Source organism: Planktothrix agardhii, assembly GCF_904830935.1.
In the GTDB taxonomy this organism is placed as follows: domain Bacteria; phylum Cyanobacteriota; class Cyanobacteriia; order Cyanobacteriales; family Microcoleaceae; genus Planktothrix; species Planktothrix agardhii.
Genome location: NZ_LR882952.1, coordinates 543,227 through 558,798, shown reverse-complemented (window position 1 = coordinate 558,798; position 15,572 = coordinate 543,227). Strand labels below are relative to the sequence as shown.

Genomic DNA, 15,572 nt, shown 5'->3' with positions numbered 1-15,572 from the left:
TCCCCTGCTCCCCTACTGCCCCTTACATATTTCTAATTTCGCCCCTGTAGCGCAGGCTTCTTCCGCCATTCCTAAAGCCACACCGTCAAATACAGGGGTCGCCCATTGTCTCCCTGCTTGAATTGACCCCGCCCGTTGAATAATTTCTGCGGCTTGAGCAACCTCAATAATAGCCACTTTAGGATTATATTCCGCCGCCCTTTCAATCATCGGATGCCAAGCCAAAGAATGACCCTCACGATTATTTTTTCCCCCACGAACTCTCGGCCCAATATTAACTAAACCCTGCTGTTGATAAAACCCAACTAAACGGTTTTGGATGCGATATTCCCACCATAAATCCCGTTGATGGAGTCCCGTAACTAACATTTGAGCACCAGGACGGGGGTTAGCAGCATTTGCCACATTAGCATCGGCGGTTAAAACCACCGTTTGCACCGAAGAATTTCCCTTATGAACTCCGGCAATAAAATGTTCTAAAGCTTGAAATCCATCTATATTTTCTCCATACATAGAAATAGTCGGTGTTAACACATAAAACCCTAACGCTTCTAACCGTCGTTTCATTTCTTCAACCGTAATAGAATTCCAAATTCGACCCACGGAAACACCGTTAACACTGGCCCCGGATTGTACACCATTGCTAGTATATTGCATCGGTAAAATTGCAATCGGTTTGTTAGTATTAATTCTAATGGGAGCCACATCAGCATGAGTCCAATTTTCTCCAGTGTAATTGTAGCGAACTCGATAAATCCCCTGTCCGGCTTCATATTCATAAGACCGACCATCTTCTAAAATTGCCACGGTTTCTGTTGAGTTGGAGTTTTGACAAGCAGAAACAGAAGTCGGACAGTTAAGATTCTGTGCCGTTGCCGGGTAGGAAAAGCCTAAAATTAGGGAAGTTAAACAGAGGGCAATTTTTGTTTTCATAAGTTAATTTAAAGGATGATTCAAGGTTCAACAGAGGACTTTAACATAAATCAGGAAAATTGAATCAAATCAGGCTGGTTTAATCATATTTTTTAGGCTTAAACTGAATAAATAAGCACAACCCGCGACTAAAATAATCGTTGCACCGGAGGTTAAATTAAGAAAGTAGGAAATTCCTAAGCCTAGGGTGGTAAAAACTATTCCTAAAATACTGGATAATAGCATCATTTGTTTTAAGTCTTTAACAAATTGTCCTGAAATTGCCGCCGGAATAGTTAATAAAGCAATCACTAAAATTAAACCTACCACTTTCATCACCATCACCACGGTTAAGGCGATGGCAACTATTAACATTAGATAAAGTTGGTCAACTGGTAAATTTCGAGTTTCGGCAAAAACTGGGTCAAAAGAAATTGCTACTAATTCTTTATAAAATAAAATAATCATCACCCCAATTAAAATATTTAAGATTAACATTAGAATTAAATCCGATTGGGGGACGGTGAGAATACTGCCAAATAAATAACTCATTAAATCAACTTTATAACCAGGGGTTAAGTCAATAAAAATAATCCCAATTGCCATTCCTATTGCCCACATCACCCCAATAATAGTATCTGCCCGTTGTTGGGTTTTACGATAGACTAACCCCATTCCTAGGGCAGAAATGACAGAAAATATAATTGCTCCTAATACGGGACTAAATTTAAAAAAGTAACCCATACCAATGCCTCCATAAGCAGCATGGGCAATTCCGCCACTAATAAAAACAATCCGATTCACAACAACAAATGTTCCAATCATGCCACAGGCAATACTAACTAAAAGTCCTGCTATTAAAGCATTTCTCATAAATTCAAATTCAAACAATTTAATTAATTCTGTTAGCATTATTTTTGATTATAGAAAATGGAATAGATTGTAAAATCGTCAGTTATATTTTCTCCAAATTCCCCCCTTTTTTATGGGGTTAGGGGGGTAACTCCTTAATCGACTCTAGCCTCCTAAGTTAACTAAAATAACGCCCCAATCGAACGCCCCATATTTTCAAGTTTCATCGCTTCTATTGCGGCTGTTGGTTCATAACCACAGTGAACCATACAATCTACACATTTAGGATTTCCGCTTGATTTTCCGTATTGTTCCCAGTCGGTTTTTTCCAGTAATTCTTGATAGCTAGAATAGTAACCTTCATTTAATAAATAACAGGGTTTTTGCCATCCTAAAACACTATAACTTGGACTTCCCCATGGAGTACAATCATAGTCTTTTTCTCCGATGAGAAAATCTAAGAATAAAGGATTATGATTAAAATTCCATTTCTTTTTACCTGATTGATAGGGAGATAAAATTTCACAGAATAAGGCTTTAGTTTGTTCTCGTTTTAGGAAATGTTCTTGGTCGGGTGCCCATTCATAACTATAACCAGGAGAAATCATCATCCCATCTAAACCCAAAGTCTCCAGAAAATCAAAGAATTTCTGCATTTCTTCCGGCTTAGTTCCAGCAAATACCGTTGTATTAGTTGTGACTCTAAATCCTTTTGATTTAGCAACTTTAATCGCTTTTACTGCAATTTCAAACACGCCTTCTCGGTCTACACAGTGGTCATGATGTTCTTTTAAACCATCTAAATGCACACTAAAGGTTAAATAGGGAGAAGGTTTAAATTTTTCTAAACTTTTTTCAAGTAAAATTCCATTAGTACACAAATAAATAAACTTTTTGCGAGCAACTAAACCCTCAACAATTTGATCAATTTGCGGATGTAATAAAGGTTCACCACCAGGGATAGAAACCACAGGTGCGCCACATTCTTCTACGGCTTTAAAACAGTCTTCTGGGCTTAAATTTTGCTTGAGAATTTCTTTCGGATGTTGAATTTTTCCACAGCCAGAGCAGGCTAAATTACAGCGAAATAAAGGTTCTAACATCAACACTAGGGGGAATTTTTTTCGCCCCATTAACCGTTGCATGAATAAATATTTACCAACGGTGATTGCTTGTTCAATTTGAATGGCCATTTTTTGTTCACCTTAAATAAATTTAGAATTGGGTTAATCTAAAATCACCCTAACTCATCAACATACCCTTGTGTTATAAACCAATTAACGGCATCTTTCAAGGCGGTCTTAATTGAAGATTGAGGTAAACCCAATTCTTGAACCGCTTTTGAGGGATTATAATACATCGGTTGTCTTGACATTTTAACGCCATCTAAGGGGAGAGAAGGTTTTTTTCCTAAATTAGCTAAAATCATTTCATCGACCCATGCAATGCCCAAGGGAAGCCAAACTGGGATGGTTTTTTCAGGGGCGGGTAATCCGGTTATTTCTGACAATAAATCTAAGAATTGTTTCAAGGTTAAATTCTGATTACCTAAAATATAACGTTCTCCGGTTTTGCCTTTTTCTAAAGCCAGTAAATGACCTTGGGCGACATCTCTAACATCAATAAAATTCAATCCAGTATTAATATAAGCGGGCATTTTTCGGCGGAGAAATCGTAAAATCAAATCCCCCGTTGGCGTGGGTTTAATATCCCAATAGCCAATGGGTGTACTGGGATTAACAATCACAATATCCTGACCTAATTTTACCGCATTTTGGGCTTCCTGTTCTGCCCAATATTTAGATTTTTTATAATATCCAACTAAATTCTCAACTGGACTTTGATAATTTTCATTAACAGCAACCCCAGGTTTTACTCCAATAGCAGCAACGGAACTGGTATAAATTGTTCGTTTAATTCCCGCTTCTCTAGCGGCGGCTAAAATATTACGAGTTCCGATAATATTATACTGTTCTAATAATAATCTATCCCGTTGCCAAAGGGAATAATGGGCCGCACAATGAAATAAAACTTGACAACCTTTTAAAGATTGAGATAAGTTAGCATCTGTTAAGTTTCCTTCAACAATTTCAACCTCTAAATTTTTCAAGTTATCTAAATTACTCTCAGGACGAACTAACACTCGAACTGCATAATTATTTTGCAATAATAATCTAATTAAATTCGCCCCAATAAACCCCGTTCCACCCGTTACAAATACTTTCATTATATCTTAGTATCTTTGTGGTTTATTTCTATAAACTTTGTTTCTTAAATCGTTTTTTAATCTTCAACCATTCATCTTCCAAAAATGTATTTAAAACCGGAACAACAATTAAACTTAATAAAGTAGAAGTGATTAAACCCCCAATAATCGCAACGGCCATCGGTTGTCTTAATTCTGACCCTGCACCTAATCCTAACGCAATCGGTAACATTCCCAAAATCGTCGAAGCAGTAGTCATCACAATGGGTCTTAAACGTACAACTCCCGTCTCAATAATTGCCTGATTTCGACCCATACCTTTTTGACGTAATTGGTTAATATAATCCATCAATAATAACACATTTTTATCTAATAATCCTAACAGGAAAATCAACCCAATTAAAGAAATAATGCCAAAATCACTTTGAGTGATTAATAAAGCTAACATTGCTCCCACTAAACACAAAGGAAGCGTTAACCCAACTACCGCAGGTTCTACCCAACGACCAAATAATAGGAATAGTAACCCTAACATACAAATAACAGAAAATAAAAGAGTTACCAGAAAGCTATTTAAAACTTGACCAATTCTGGCAGAATCTCCAGTTAATTTTAAGGTAACTCCATTAGAAATTAAAGGTTGAGCAATCTCAATAACTTGATTTGTCGCATCCCCTAATAATTGACCTTGGCTTAAATTAGCAGTAATATAAGCCGCCCGTTGACCGTTAAATCGTTCAATTTGGTTGATAGTATTAGATATATTTTCTTCACCCGTTACCCGAACATCCACAAAACCCGGTAATTTTGCGACTTTTTCTTTAATGGTTTTGGCTATATTATTTAATTGTTGAATATCCTCTCCAACTAACACAATTTGTAGGGGTTTTTCATCCCCTGTTTCTACAAATTGAATATCTTCCACACTGATAGTAACGTTATTAATTTTGGGCAAATTTGAACGAATTTGATCTTGAGATTCTAAGGTTGTTAGTTGACGATTATTTTTTAGTTTGACATAAATTCTACCTTTATTTGGTTGTCCTTTAATTCCAATAATTATTAAGGCTTTTTCAACATCGGGAGTATTCAAAACCACCGTTTCTATTTTTTCGGCGGTCGTGCGAGTTTTTCTCAGAAATAGTTGAATTGGATTTTTGGCTAAATCTGTTAACCAATCAAACGCTCCTTGCTTTTGAAATATATCATTGGAGACTTGTCCTGGTGCGTCTCTGGGGGGGGTATTTGGTTCAGATTTATTCTGAAGTTGAAGATTAGAAATTTGAGGAAGGGGATAGGAATAATTAATCACAAATTCTCCCCTATCGAGTCGCGGTAAAAACCCTTGGGGGACAAAAGGAATTAAGGCTAAACCAGCAACAAAACTCAAAATAGCGATTAGAATAACTCGTTTTCGGTGGCTGAGTGACCATTGCAATAATCGACGATAACTTTCGATAATTGGGTTGGGTTTGGGAGTATAATTTTCCGGTCTATTTTTTGCGGGTTTTAACCAATAAACTGCTAAAACTGGAGATAAAGTTCTGGCGACTAATAATGATATAACTACAGCCGAAGAAATCGTTAAAGCAAAGGGTTTAAAAAACTGTCCCAACGCATCTCCCATAAAGGCTACGGGGAGGAAAACTGCTACAATTGTTAAGGTGGAAGCTGTCACCGTTAACCCAATTTCATCTGTTCCTTTTATCGCGGCTTCTCTGGGTGTTTCTCCAGCATCAATTAATCTGGCAATATTCTCTACATCAACAATAGCATCATCTATAACAATTCCAATTACTAATGCTAAAGCTAATAGGGTTATTGTTTCTAAGTTGAATCCAGCAATTGCCATCACAATGCAGGTTCCTAATAAAGAAGTGGGAATGGCTAAGGCGGTGATTAAGGTTGCCCTAAAATTCCTTAAAAATGGAAATACAATTGCAATGGCTAAAACAATTGCTAACAATAATTCATTAACTGTAGAATTGGTAGCTTCTCTAATATAATCGGCTTGGGTTTCTGCTAAAATTAGCTTGACATCTGTTAATTTATTTTGTATACTATTAATGGTATTTTTAACTTGATTAACTACTTCTAAGGTATTGGCATCACTGCGTTTTACCACCTGAAACGCTAAGACATTTTCCCCATTATATCTAACTAAAGTTTGCGGGTCTTGAATTAACGTTTGAGAACTGGATAAGGAGGCAATATCCTTTTTCGCCTCCCGACTTAATCCATCTCCTAATAGATTAACTTTTAACACCCCTGGTAAATCTTTGAGTTGGGGAATAATTGCACTTTTAGTAATTGTGGTTAATTCTTTTAAGGTTTTGCTTTCGCTTTTAATTGCGTAAGTAATTGCCGTTGATTCGTTTAAGTTTAAAGGAATTATATTATAAGTAGTTTCAGCAGGTAATTGAATAGTTTTTAAAGCTGTTTCTACTTGATTTGTTGAGGATTCTAAACTGGTTCCCACTAAAAATGCTAAACTAACAATACTCCTACCTGGATAAGTCGATGAACGGAAATCATAGACCCCAGGAATAGATTTTACCCCCGTTTCAATCGGTAAAGTAACCTTTAATTCCGTGTCCGTTGCGGTAGAAATGGGTGCAGTGGTACTCACAACTACCACCGGAAATGTCACCTCTGGAAATAAGGCATATTTGAGATGACTAAATGCCAAAATTCCGGCTATAATTACCCCAATCCAAAACCCAATTGCAATTCGAGGATGAGCGATACAAGCGCGAGAAATATTAAACTTTTCTCGCATAGCAGATTTGAGAGGAGACTGAATCATAGCAAAGATTGACAATAAATGATTATTCAAAAAATGATTATCTTCTTCAAGATAAACCTGAAATAATTAATTTGCAAAATTAAGTTTATTGGAGCAATTTTTCAGCACATTCAATCCCAACATCCACAAACTCATCAGGGGATTCTTTTGTCTTTTGAGCTTGAGTATAAATTTTTATAAACTGATCAAAACTGTACCGAGATTGAAATTGATTAATCGTACATTGACAAACAGTTTTTGCCTGTTGCTGGGTTAAACCTTCTTGAACACTGCGTTGACTACAACCACTGATATAAGTATTAACAATTTCTTGGGGATATTGATATTTAGGTTTGGGTTGAGTAGAATTATTTTGAGCCAGGGTGGAAACCGGATAGAGTCCTAAAGCCAAGAATAATATAAAATACAATAGACGAACAACGACGAAAGGACTGATAATATTCATAAAGGATTGGTTTTAAATGAATTGGCGACCATTACAATTAAAACATAAATTGTGCCTAAAAATTTTACTCCTAGGTGTTATTATTCTATTGATCACGTTTTCGAGTAGTGTTTGGCATCAATTCCAGAAGCTATCTGTCGCCTCCGGGCAACCTGTGGATACATTTTTCGTCCTGGGGGGAAGTATTAAACGGGAAATGTATGTCACCGAACTAGCAAAACAAAATCCCGATATTCGGATTTTAATTTCAACCGGATCAGATGATCCCTGTATTTTAAAATTATTTGAACGCGAACAAGCTCCGACGCAACAAGTTTGGTTAGAAAAGTGTGCAAATTCTACTTTTGATAATTTTTTTTATAGTCAACCTATTCTGAGCAAATGGCAGGCTCATCATGTTAAATTAATTACCTCTCCCACCCATTTACCCAGGGCAAAATGGATGGCTCAAATTATGTTAGGATCTCATGGAATTTGGGTAGATGTGGAAACAGTAAAAGAAAGCGGAGTTCCTGCAAATCGGGAATTGTGGCTAAAAACAGGAATGGATGTAACCCGAACTTTTTTATGGGCGTTAGCAAGTCAAGTAATTCAACCCTCCTGTTCTAATCTAACTCAACTTGAGGAGGTAAATCTTAAAAAGTGGTGTCAGGAAAAATTTAGCTGTGAATATCAAAGTGGGATTGATTTTAAGTTGATTTGTCAGGAAAAGGAGCCCTAATTAGAGCTTAACTTTACATACGCTTTTGAAAAAAAAGTCCCTCAACCTTCCATCTCATAGGTCTTACAAGCCATAAAATTTCAGCCATCAATATAAAGATTGAGTTAAAGATTTAATAAAAATCATCGGTATCTGCTTCAAGTCTGGAACACCCTTGATTAAAATATGCCATTATGCCAGGATACCTTACGGCGATAGGCAACTTGATTGAATATCAGAATCCTCTAAATTATCTGAAAAGCAATCGGTGCTGTTAGACCTTGGTTTTTACTCAATTGGTGCTTGACTCTTGTTTTTAGGAGTCTCCCTTATCAATGGGATCTCACCGGACAACTGTTAACCCCCCCCAACCCCCCTTGCTAAGGGGGGGCTAGATTTCCATTTGCGAAGGAGGTTTTGAAGGGACTAGAAAAGCCTAATTTGTATTCCTACGGGCTGCTTCATTGATTGCTAATCTACACTATTTATACCCTCAAAACCATGATCAAACCTAACTTAACTGAACGGGATCGGGCGTTTACACCTAGCCCTAAGACTTCTCAATATTTATTGATTGCCACCTTAGAAAATCTCTTAACACAAATCCAAGTCGATACCATTAATCTTGCAGCTTGGAGTCAACATTGGCATCTCCACTCGTTTCAACTAGGAGATTCTATTGATGATATAGCCATTTTTACCAAAAAAACAGTTAACAGTGAACCCAATCCAAAACCCCTGGTTTATTTAGTCGTTGAAGGTCGAGTCCGACTCCTAGCCTGGGACAAAAATCTAAATCGGGAGGTTTCAGTTTCAGTGATTGAACCCGGTGAAACCTTTGGCGGGGATCAAGCCGGATGGGAATACTCAAATTTATCTTATCAAGCGATCGCAGCCAGTGATGTCATTGTGGCTTCGATTCCTCTTGTCGAAATTCCAGCCCAGACCCAACTACAAACCTATCTAAAAACCACCATCGAAAGCCGACAACGGCTATTATTCTTCAAAACCCAAACGGACTGGCGACGGTTGGCCAGTCACCGACTACAAGAACTTTTATCCAACTGCACCCAACATCACATCAACGCCGGAACTCCCGTACTCTCTGCGATCCCAATAGAACAGAGCCGATTTTGGCTGTATCAAGGACAAATTACAGGCGCCGATACCGTTCCCCAGGTGGGCGACAGTTGGGGAGAACCCGATCGCATCTCCCCAGAATGGATCGCCGCCACGGAGTTAGTCGTGTATCAACTTCCCGCAGAAACCTTACAGACAACATCCGTACAAGGCGGGAAATCTCCGATACGGACACAGGAAAAAACCGTTTATCTTCAACCCCCCACTGTGAAACCCTCTCCAGTGATCGCTCCGCCAACGCCCCAAACCCTCAGCTTCCCAAAACCCAAACGTCAACGAGTCTGGCGAGGATTTTGGCAACGCTATCCTTTTATAGAACAGCAAAGCTCCTCCGACTGTGGGATCGCTTGTTTGGCGATGATTAGTCAATATTGGGGGAAATATTTAAGTATTAATAGCCTCCGTAATATTTCGGATGTAGGACGATCTGGAGTCTCCTTAAAAAATCTCACTCTTACCTCAGAAAAATTAGGTTATCAAGCGCGACCAGTCCGGGCAAGTTTGAATCGTTTAGAAACCGAAAAAAAACCTTGGATTGCCCATTGGCAAGGGGATCATTATATTGTGGTCTATAAAGTCCGGCGCCATCAAGTGGTGATTGCTGATCCGGGTGAGGGCAGAAAAACCCTCTCTCGTCAGGCGTTTTTAACCGGATGGACGGGCTATGCTTTACTTTTGGAACCCACCGATCAATTCCATGAACTCCAAGAGCAGAAACGCTCTCTCGGTCGGTTTGCTGGGGTAATTTGGCCCCATCGGTTTTTAGGATTACAAATTGTTTTGTTATCCCTATTAATTCAGATATTTGGGATTGTTACTCCCTTATTAACCCAGATTATTTTAGATCGGGTTGTGGTGAATAAAAGTCTCACCAGTTTGAATGTATTTGCCTTGGGGTTGTTATTATTTGGCGTGTGGAGTTTGGGGTTATCTTCAATTCGACAATATCTATTGAGTTACTTATCAAATCGTTTGGATTTAACTCTAATTGGTGGGTTTATTAACCACGCCCTAAAACTTCCTTTAAAGTTCTTTGAGTCCCGCCGCGTCGGGGATATCATTACCCGAGTTCAAGAAAATCAGAAAATTCAACGGTTTCTCGTCGGTCAAATTTTATTGTCGGCGTTGAATGTTGTGACGGGGTTTGTGTATTTAGGGTTGATGCTTTATTACAACTGGAAACTCACAATTTTAATTTTAGGAATTGTGCCTTTAATTATTCTTCTAACCTTAGCAGCAACGCCAATGTTACGACATATTTCCCGTCAAGTATTTAATGCCTCTGCCGATCAAAATTCAACTTTAGTGGAAATTTTGACCGGAATTAATACAGTAAAAGCAGTAGCGGCGGAACCGGAATTACGTTGGCGTTGGGAAGAACGATTAACCAAACAGATGAATGTTCAGTTTAAAGCTCAGAAATTAGGGATTAATTTAGAATTTGTCAGTGGGTTAATTAATTCAATAGGAAGTACAGCCTTACTTTGGTTTGGTGCAACTTTAGTAATTCAAGATCAATTAACTATTGGTCAGTTTGTCGCCTTTAATATGATGCAGGGTTATGTAATTAGTCCGATTCTTGCCTTAGTAGGATTATGGGACGAATTGCAAGAAGTATTAATTTCCGTAGAACGGTTAAATGATGTATTTGAACAAGAACCGGAAGAAACCCCGCAAAAACCGTTAATTGTATTACCGAGAATCCAGGGAGAAATTCACTTTGATAACGTGACTTTTCGTTATCAGGAAGATGCCGAAACGAATATTTTGCAAAATCTTTCTTTTAAATTTCCTCCAGGTCAAACCATTGCTATTGTTGGGCGCAGTGGTTCAGGGAAAAGCACCCTAGTTAAATTACTGCAAGGTTTGTACCATCCCACAACCGGACATATTTATGTGGATGGGCATGAAATTCGCCATGTTTCTCCCCCTTCTTTACGTTCACAAATGGGCGTTGTTCCCCAGGATTGTTATTTATTTTCAGGAACGCTTTTAGAAAATATTACTCTGTATCGGGATGAATATACTTTAGATCAAGTTATTGAGGCTGCAAAATTAGCAGAAGTTCATGGATTTATTCAAGGTTTACCTTTAGGATATTATACCAAAGTTGGAGAACGAGGATCAAGTTTATCGGGAGGACAACGGCAACGAGTAGCGATCGCTAGAGCTTTATTAGGAAGTCCTAGAATTCTAATTTTAGATGAGGCAACCAGTTCTTTAGATACCGAAAGTGAACACCGTTTTCAACGCAATTTAGAACAAATGCAACGCGACCGCACCACCATTATTATTGCCCATCGTCTCTCAACCGTGAGAAGTGCCGATTGTATTTTAGTTATAGACAAAGGAATTTTAGTTGAACAGGGCAACCATGAACACCTAATGGCAACTCAAGGACTCTATTATCATTTAGCTCAACAACAACTGGCTTTATAGCCCAGGGCAATTGCGTGACCTCTCCCCCAACCCCTCTCCTACAAGCGAGGGGGGAAGAATTCTTACTATTAAATCTTAAAATAAAAAGATTTAAAAATATTAATTACTCCCCCTTCCGAATAAAAATATTCTTCCTTTTCCCTCTCCTTGTAGGAGAGAGCAGGGAGAGGTCGGGAATGGGGGGTTAGGTCTTAGGATTTACCATCAAAAATAAAACCGCCCCAAATCCTAAGCTCATCTTCTCCGATCTGCTATTTTAAAAAATTTCTGTAACAAATGTGCCAAATTGGCAGTTTAAAATCAAAAGTTACCCTAGTATAAATACAGAGGATTTTGATAAAAACAAGAACACTGGTCTGACCGTAAGATCACTATTTCATTTTAAAAAAACAATTAAAACACCAACCTTTGTTGGCTAGGTTTTACATAACCCTATGAAACCGTACAAACTATTTTCCTCTCTCAGTAAAAACACTAATGATGATTCAGACTCCCAATTGTCTGTAACCTCACAGGAGGAATACTTAGAGGATCTGGAATTGGGTATTGAACAGACAAAACACACCGATCATATTTATGGCGGTATAGCGGGTTCTGTTCCCTTTCCTCAACTTGCACCCCCCCAAAAAATCCCCAAAAAATCCCATCCTCCAGCTAGTGTTCCGACGGCAAAACCGGACTGGTCAAATGCCTTACAGTCCCTACTGGATCAACCCCCGGCGTCTTTTCCCCTGCAATTAATGTTAGGAGGATTTATTTTTTGTATCGCCTTTGGTGCATGGGGATATTTCGGAACCGTAGATGAAGTCGGTCAAGCTAGAGGGAAATTAGCACCCCAAGGAGAAGTTTACAAAATCCATCCCGTTGAGTTGGGAAAAGTTTCTCTAATTTCGATTAAAGAAGGGCAAACTGTTAAAAAAGGTCAGGTTTTAGCCGAACTAGATCGACAAATTGCCACCCAAGAATTAGCGGGATTACAACAACAACTCACCGCCTTTCAAGCCGAACTAACTCAAAAAAAAGGGTTAATTGAACGGATTCATTTAGAAGCCCAAACCCAAACGGCGATTGCCACGGCTCAACTTCAATCTCAACAAGCCAGTATTGAACGAGTTGAAAGCCAAATTGTATCGAATCAGCACTTACTAGGTCAACTCAATTTTGAGGCGTCAGCAACTCAAAAACGAGTTGAATCTTTACAACCCTTAAAGGCAGAAACTCAAAGCCTAATTGAAAAATTGCAGGAGGGAGAATCAGCGGCTAAAGAACGACTAGAACGGCTACAACCTCTGTTAGAAAGTGGTGCTATTTCTAAAGACCTATTATTTCAAGCCGAACAAAACTTGCGGGATCAACAAAGAGGCATTGTTCAAGCTCAATTATCAGAAAAAAATAGTACCCAAGAACTGATTTTTCAAGCGGAACAAGGTTTTCGGGATCGACAAAGATTAATCACCCAATCTCAAGGAGAATTAAAACAATCTCAAGTTGAAATTGAACGATTAAATGCGGAATTAGCCCAGAAACAAGCGGAGGCAAAAACAATTCAAGTCGCAACCCAGCAAAAAATTCAACAAACTGAGTTAGAAGTAACTCAATTAAAAGCGCAAATTACAAATACTCAAAATTTAATTACAACGGCTGAAGCTAAACTTCAAGAACGATATCTCTATTCTCCCATTGATGGAGTTATTTCTGCCTTGAATGTGTTTAATGTGGGAGAAGTCATTCAACCCGGACAAACCGTGGCTGAAATTACGCCCAAAAATGCACCCCTAATTTTAACAGCTAGTCTCCCGAATGAGAAAGCTGGATTTGTGAAAACCGGAATGTCGGTTAAAGTCAAATTCGATGCTTATCCCTATCAAAATTATGGGGTATTTGAAGGAACAGTTCGCTCAATTTCACCCGATACAAAAGTCGATCAAGCAGTCGGGTCAGTTTATAAATTAGAAATTGTCTTAAAAAAAGACTACGTTTTGCAAAAGGATCAGAAAATTCAGTTAAAATCTGGACAAACGGCTAGTGCGGATATTATTATTCGTCGTCGTCGGATTATGGATATTCTACTTAATCCCATTCTGCAATTGCAGAAAAATGGCATAGATTTGTAGAACACTATTTACTAATTAGGAGTGCAAGAAATGTCTGCTCAATATTCCTACAATAACTCGAAAGTCGCTAAAGCGATGAGTGAAGAACAATTTGAACAAATCCTAGATGCGATTTTATCGGGAAAGTATTCTTGGGCTTGTGTTTTAATCCTGCGTTTTGCCGGATATAATCCACTGCATTATATTCCCTATCGCACCTATAACCGACTGGCTAAGGATAATAATTCTAATTCTCAGTCTCAAGGTAATCCGACATCTGTTAAGTCAAGTGCTCACACCCAGACTATACCTTCTGGTGCGGGCAAAGTTCGGGACTTAACCTATTTGGAGCCTATTCCTGAATTGAGTCGGGGGGTTTCGGGAGGATTTCGGCATTTAGAGGTTGTCGAGAACTTCTATAGTCCTTAGAAACTGCACTAAACGACCGATCCAACTTTAACCTTCTGTTCGCCTAAGTTTAAAATCATTTTTTTGAGTCTGTTTTTCACTTTTTTAAAAAAATCCGCTTTTCCACATCTTTTCATCTTTTATACAACCTGTGTTCAAGCAGGTTTTTTTTTGGAAAATATAAAAAAACTGCCAAAATGACAACAATTATTCCGAAACGTAATTACAATACCATTTACACGACCTTGAATATTAAAGTTTGAATAAAACGAACTCCTCTGAAAGTTATTTCTGATTTTCAGAGCCTTATTTATGGTCGGTTTTTCAAAATCAATCCTTTTTCATCTATTGATTTCAACTCCAAAAAAATAATCTACAAATATGCCAAAATGGCAACACAGGCAAGAGAAACCAGATTATATTAGAAACATCAACAAACAAACAAAGTTGATACCCAAGTAAACCATTCTTTAGGAAAAAAACCATGTTTATTCAAGATTTAAACCATTTAGAAGTCGTTGACGAAGCATCCAATATCAAAGGCGGTATTGTTTTTGCTGATGCTTATGCTGGTGCTTATGCAAACGGTAACTACTTTGCTTCCACTTTTACCAGAACTTATACCTCCGCCTCTCAAGGGTCTAGCTGGTGGTTTGGAAGCTATACCTCCGCTAACTCTGAGTCTGTTAGTTCTTCGGCGGCTGCTTAATCAAATTTACGGCTAGTAGTTGCAATACCATCGCTGAAAGCTAGTTCAATTTAATCATTGAAAGCTTTCAGTGCTTTTTTATATTTGTGGAGAAATTTATGAGTCAGATCACCATTGCTAATTTGAGTTTTTGTGAAAATACGGGTACTAATGCACAGGAAATAAAAGGTGGCGGTTATTTTTCTGCTCCTTCTAAATCTGTCAGTACCGATCATAGTTCCAGTTACAATGCCTTCTACATTATTCAAAGATTTGATGACAGCTACTCGATATATGCTTCTTATGGTGGCTCTGCTGCTGGTGCGGTAGCTGGTGCGATTTCAGATGGAAGTACATCTACCTATGCCTATGCTTCCACCTATGCCAGTTAACCTCTGTGAAGTGGCGTTTTTTCTCATGATTCACTTTTTGATTAAGTAAAAATATTCAACAGATAAAAATCCCTATTCCTGATAAAATAGGGACTTTTTTATTTTAAACTTGTTAATCTAAAGTTAATTAGGATAACTAGAGGTTGAGGAAGAACTAGAACTCGATTTAGCCTGACTGTAACCATTAACAGATGAAATATTGACAAAAACACTTTGGCTAATTTCATTTTCTTGATCATCTGATGTTGAAACTATACTTTTAGCCTCCGCAATAACTTTACCATCCGGTGAGACTATGCGTTTGAATACTACTTTATAGTTAGACATAATTTTAATACCAACTTATTAGGATAGAACATAAACTAATTTATGAAGCTAATGTTGCCATTTTGGCAACATTTATCAAAATAATTTAGTTACACTTTGATTTTATAGCTTGGCTCCAAAAAGTTAGTAAATTTCCTGACTTTGACAATGATCTTTTTACTACA

13 protein-coding genes are annotated in these 15,572 nt (G+C 38.0%); 6 read left to right on the top strand and 7 right to left on the bottom strand.

Annotated elements, in window-relative coordinates:
* Positions 1 to 12: 12 nt before the first annotated feature.
* From NMG88_RS02535 to NMG88_RS02510, 6 genes are all read right to left on the bottom strand, one after another.
* Positions 13 to 933, bottom strand: a complete 921-nt coding sequence (locus NMG88_RS02535; RefSeq protein ID WP_254035080.1) for a hypothetical protein — start codon at positions 931 to 933, stop codon at positions 13 to 15.
* Positions 934 to 1,002: 69 nt separating this feature from the next.
* Positions 1,003 to 1,824, bottom strand: a complete 822-nt coding sequence (locus NMG88_RS02530) for a metal ABC transporter permease (protein ID WP_026786950.1) — start codon at positions 1,822 to 1,824, stop codon at positions 1,003 to 1,005.
* A gap of 122 nt (positions 1,825 to 1,946) precedes the next feature.
* A complete protein-coding gene (hpnH, locus tag NMG88_RS02525) occupies positions 1,947 to 2,957 on the bottom strand; it encodes an adenosyl-hopene transferase HpnH (RefSeq protein WP_026786951.1) in 1,011 nt (336 codons plus the stop codon).
* Between the two features lie 44 nt (positions 2,958 to 3,001).
* Positions 3,002 to 3,991 carry a hopanoid-associated sugar epimerase gene (gene hpnA / locus NMG88_RS02520; protein WP_227382085.1) on the bottom strand — a complete coding sequence of 330 codons (990 nt, stop codon included), beginning with the start codon at positions 3,989 to 3,991 and terminating at the stop codon, positions 3,002 to 3,004.
* Between the two features lie 28 nt (positions 3,992 to 4,019).
* The gene (locus NMG88_RS02515; protein WP_227350012.1) at positions 4,020 to 6,776 is read right to left on the bottom strand and encodes an efflux RND transporter permease subunit; all 2,757 of its coding nucleotides are present in this window, start codon (positions 6,774 to 6,776) and stop codon (positions 4,020 to 4,022) included.
* Positions 6,777 to 6,861: 85 nt separating this feature from the next.
* Positions 6,862 to 7,221, bottom strand: coding sequence for a hypothetical protein (locus NMG88_RS02510; RefSeq protein ID WP_051319773.1), 360 nt, complete (start codon positions 7,219 to 7,221; stop codon positions 6,862 to 6,864).
* Between the two features lie 16 nt (positions 7,222 to 7,237).
* Here NMG88_RS02510 and NMG88_RS02505 point away from each other — a divergent pair, with 16 nt between their 5' ends.
* The 6 genes from NMG88_RS02505 to NMG88_RS02480 all read left to right on the top strand — a co-directional run bounded on the left by NMG88_RS02505 (position 7,238) and on the right by NMG88_RS02480 (position 15,081).
* Positions 7,238 to 7,942, top strand: coding sequence for a YdcF family protein (locus NMG88_RS02505; RefSeq protein WP_227366363.1), 705 nt, complete (start codon positions 7,238 to 7,240; stop codon positions 7,940 to 7,942).
* A gap of 480 nt (positions 7,943 to 8,422) precedes the next feature.
* Positions 8,423 to 11,500, top strand: coding sequence for an ABC transporter transmembrane domain-containing protein (locus NMG88_RS02500; protein ID WP_235765573.1), 3,078 nt, complete (start codon positions 8,423 to 8,425; stop codon positions 11,498 to 11,500).
* Positions 11,501 to 11,997: 497 nt separating this feature from the next.
* Complete coding sequence (locus tag NMG88_RS02495; protein ID WP_227382089.1) at positions 11,998 to 13,614, top strand: beta-barrel domain-containing protein; 1,617 nt, start codon at positions 11,998 to 12,000, stop codon at positions 13,612 to 13,614.
* A gap of 30 nt (positions 13,615 to 13,644) precedes the next feature.
* On the top strand, positions 13,645 to 14,022 hold the full coding sequence (locus NMG88_RS02490) for a HetP family heterocyst commitment protein (protein ID WP_026793823.1): 378 nt from the start codon (positions 13,645 to 13,647) through the stop codon (positions 14,020 to 14,022).
* Positions 14,023 to 14,485: 463 nt separating this feature from the next.
* Positions 14,486 to 14,710 (top strand): hypothetical protein, encoded by a 225-nt coding sequence (locus NMG88_RS02485; RefSeq protein WP_235750939.1) that lies wholly within the window; start codon positions 14,486 to 14,488, stop codon positions 14,708 to 14,710.
* Between the two features lie 98 nt (positions 14,711 to 14,808).
* Positions 14,809 to 15,081, top strand: coding sequence for a hypothetical protein (locus tag NMG88_RS02480; protein WP_235750938.1), 273 nt, complete (start codon positions 14,809 to 14,811; stop codon positions 15,079 to 15,081).
* Positions 15,082 to 15,204: 123 nt separating this feature from the next.
* On the opposite strand, the gene NMG88_RS02475 is transcribed toward NMG88_RS02480, so the two are convergent.
* Complete coding sequence (locus NMG88_RS02475; protein WP_026793820.1) at positions 15,205 to 15,408, bottom strand: hypothetical protein; 204 nt, start codon at positions 15,406 to 15,408, stop codon at positions 15,205 to 15,207.
* Positions 15,409 to 15,572 lie beyond the last annotated feature (164 nt).

Bases quoted from the DNA above. Each gene is read 5' to 3' on its own strand.
- NMG88_RS02515 (WP_227350012.1), bottom strand. From the start codon at position 6,776: ATGATTCAGTCTCCTCTCAAATCTGCTATGCGAGAAAAGTTTAATATT.
- NMG88_RS02475 (WP_026793820.1), bottom strand. From the start codon at position 15,408: ATGTCTAACTATAAAGTAGTATTCAAACGCATAGTCTCACCGGATGGT.
- NMG88_RS02510 (WP_051319773.1), bottom strand. From the start codon at position 7,221: ATGAATATTATCAGTCCTTTCGTCGTTGTTCGTCTATTGTATTTTATA.
- NMG88_RS02505 (WP_227366363.1), top strand. From the start codon at position 7,238: ATGAATTGGCGACCATTACAATTAAAACATAAATTGTGCCTAAAAATT.
- hpnH (WP_026786951.1), bottom strand. From the start codon at position 2,957: ATGGCCATTCAAATTGAACAAGCAATCACCGTTGGTAAATATTTATTC.
- NMG88_RS02530 (WP_026786950.1), bottom strand. From the start codon at position 1,824: ATGCTAACAGAATTAATTAAATTGTTTGAATTTGAATTTATGAGAAAT.
- NMG88_RS02485 (WP_235750939.1), top strand. From the start codon at position 14,486: ATGTTTATTCAAGATTTAAACCATTTAGAAGTCGTTGACGAAGCATCC.
- NMG88_RS02535 (WP_254035080.1), bottom strand. From the start codon at position 933: ATGAAAACAAAAATTGCCCTCTGTTTAACTTCCCTAATTTTAGGCTTT.
- hpnA (WP_227382085.1), bottom strand. From the start codon at position 3,991: ATGAAAGTATTTGTAACGGGTGGAACGGGGTTTATTGGGGCGAATTTA.
- NMG88_RS02500 (WP_235765573.1), top strand. From the start codon at position 8,423: ATGATCAAACCTAACTTAACTGAACGGGATCGGGCGTTTACACCTAGC.
- NMG88_RS02480 (WP_235750938.1), top strand. From the start codon at position 14,809: ATGAGTCAGATCACCATTGCTAATTTGAGTTTTTGTGAAAATACGGGT.
- NMG88_RS02490 (WP_026793823.1), top strand. From the start codon at position 13,645: ATGTCTGCTCAATATTCCTACAATAACTCGAAAGTCGCTAAAGCGATG.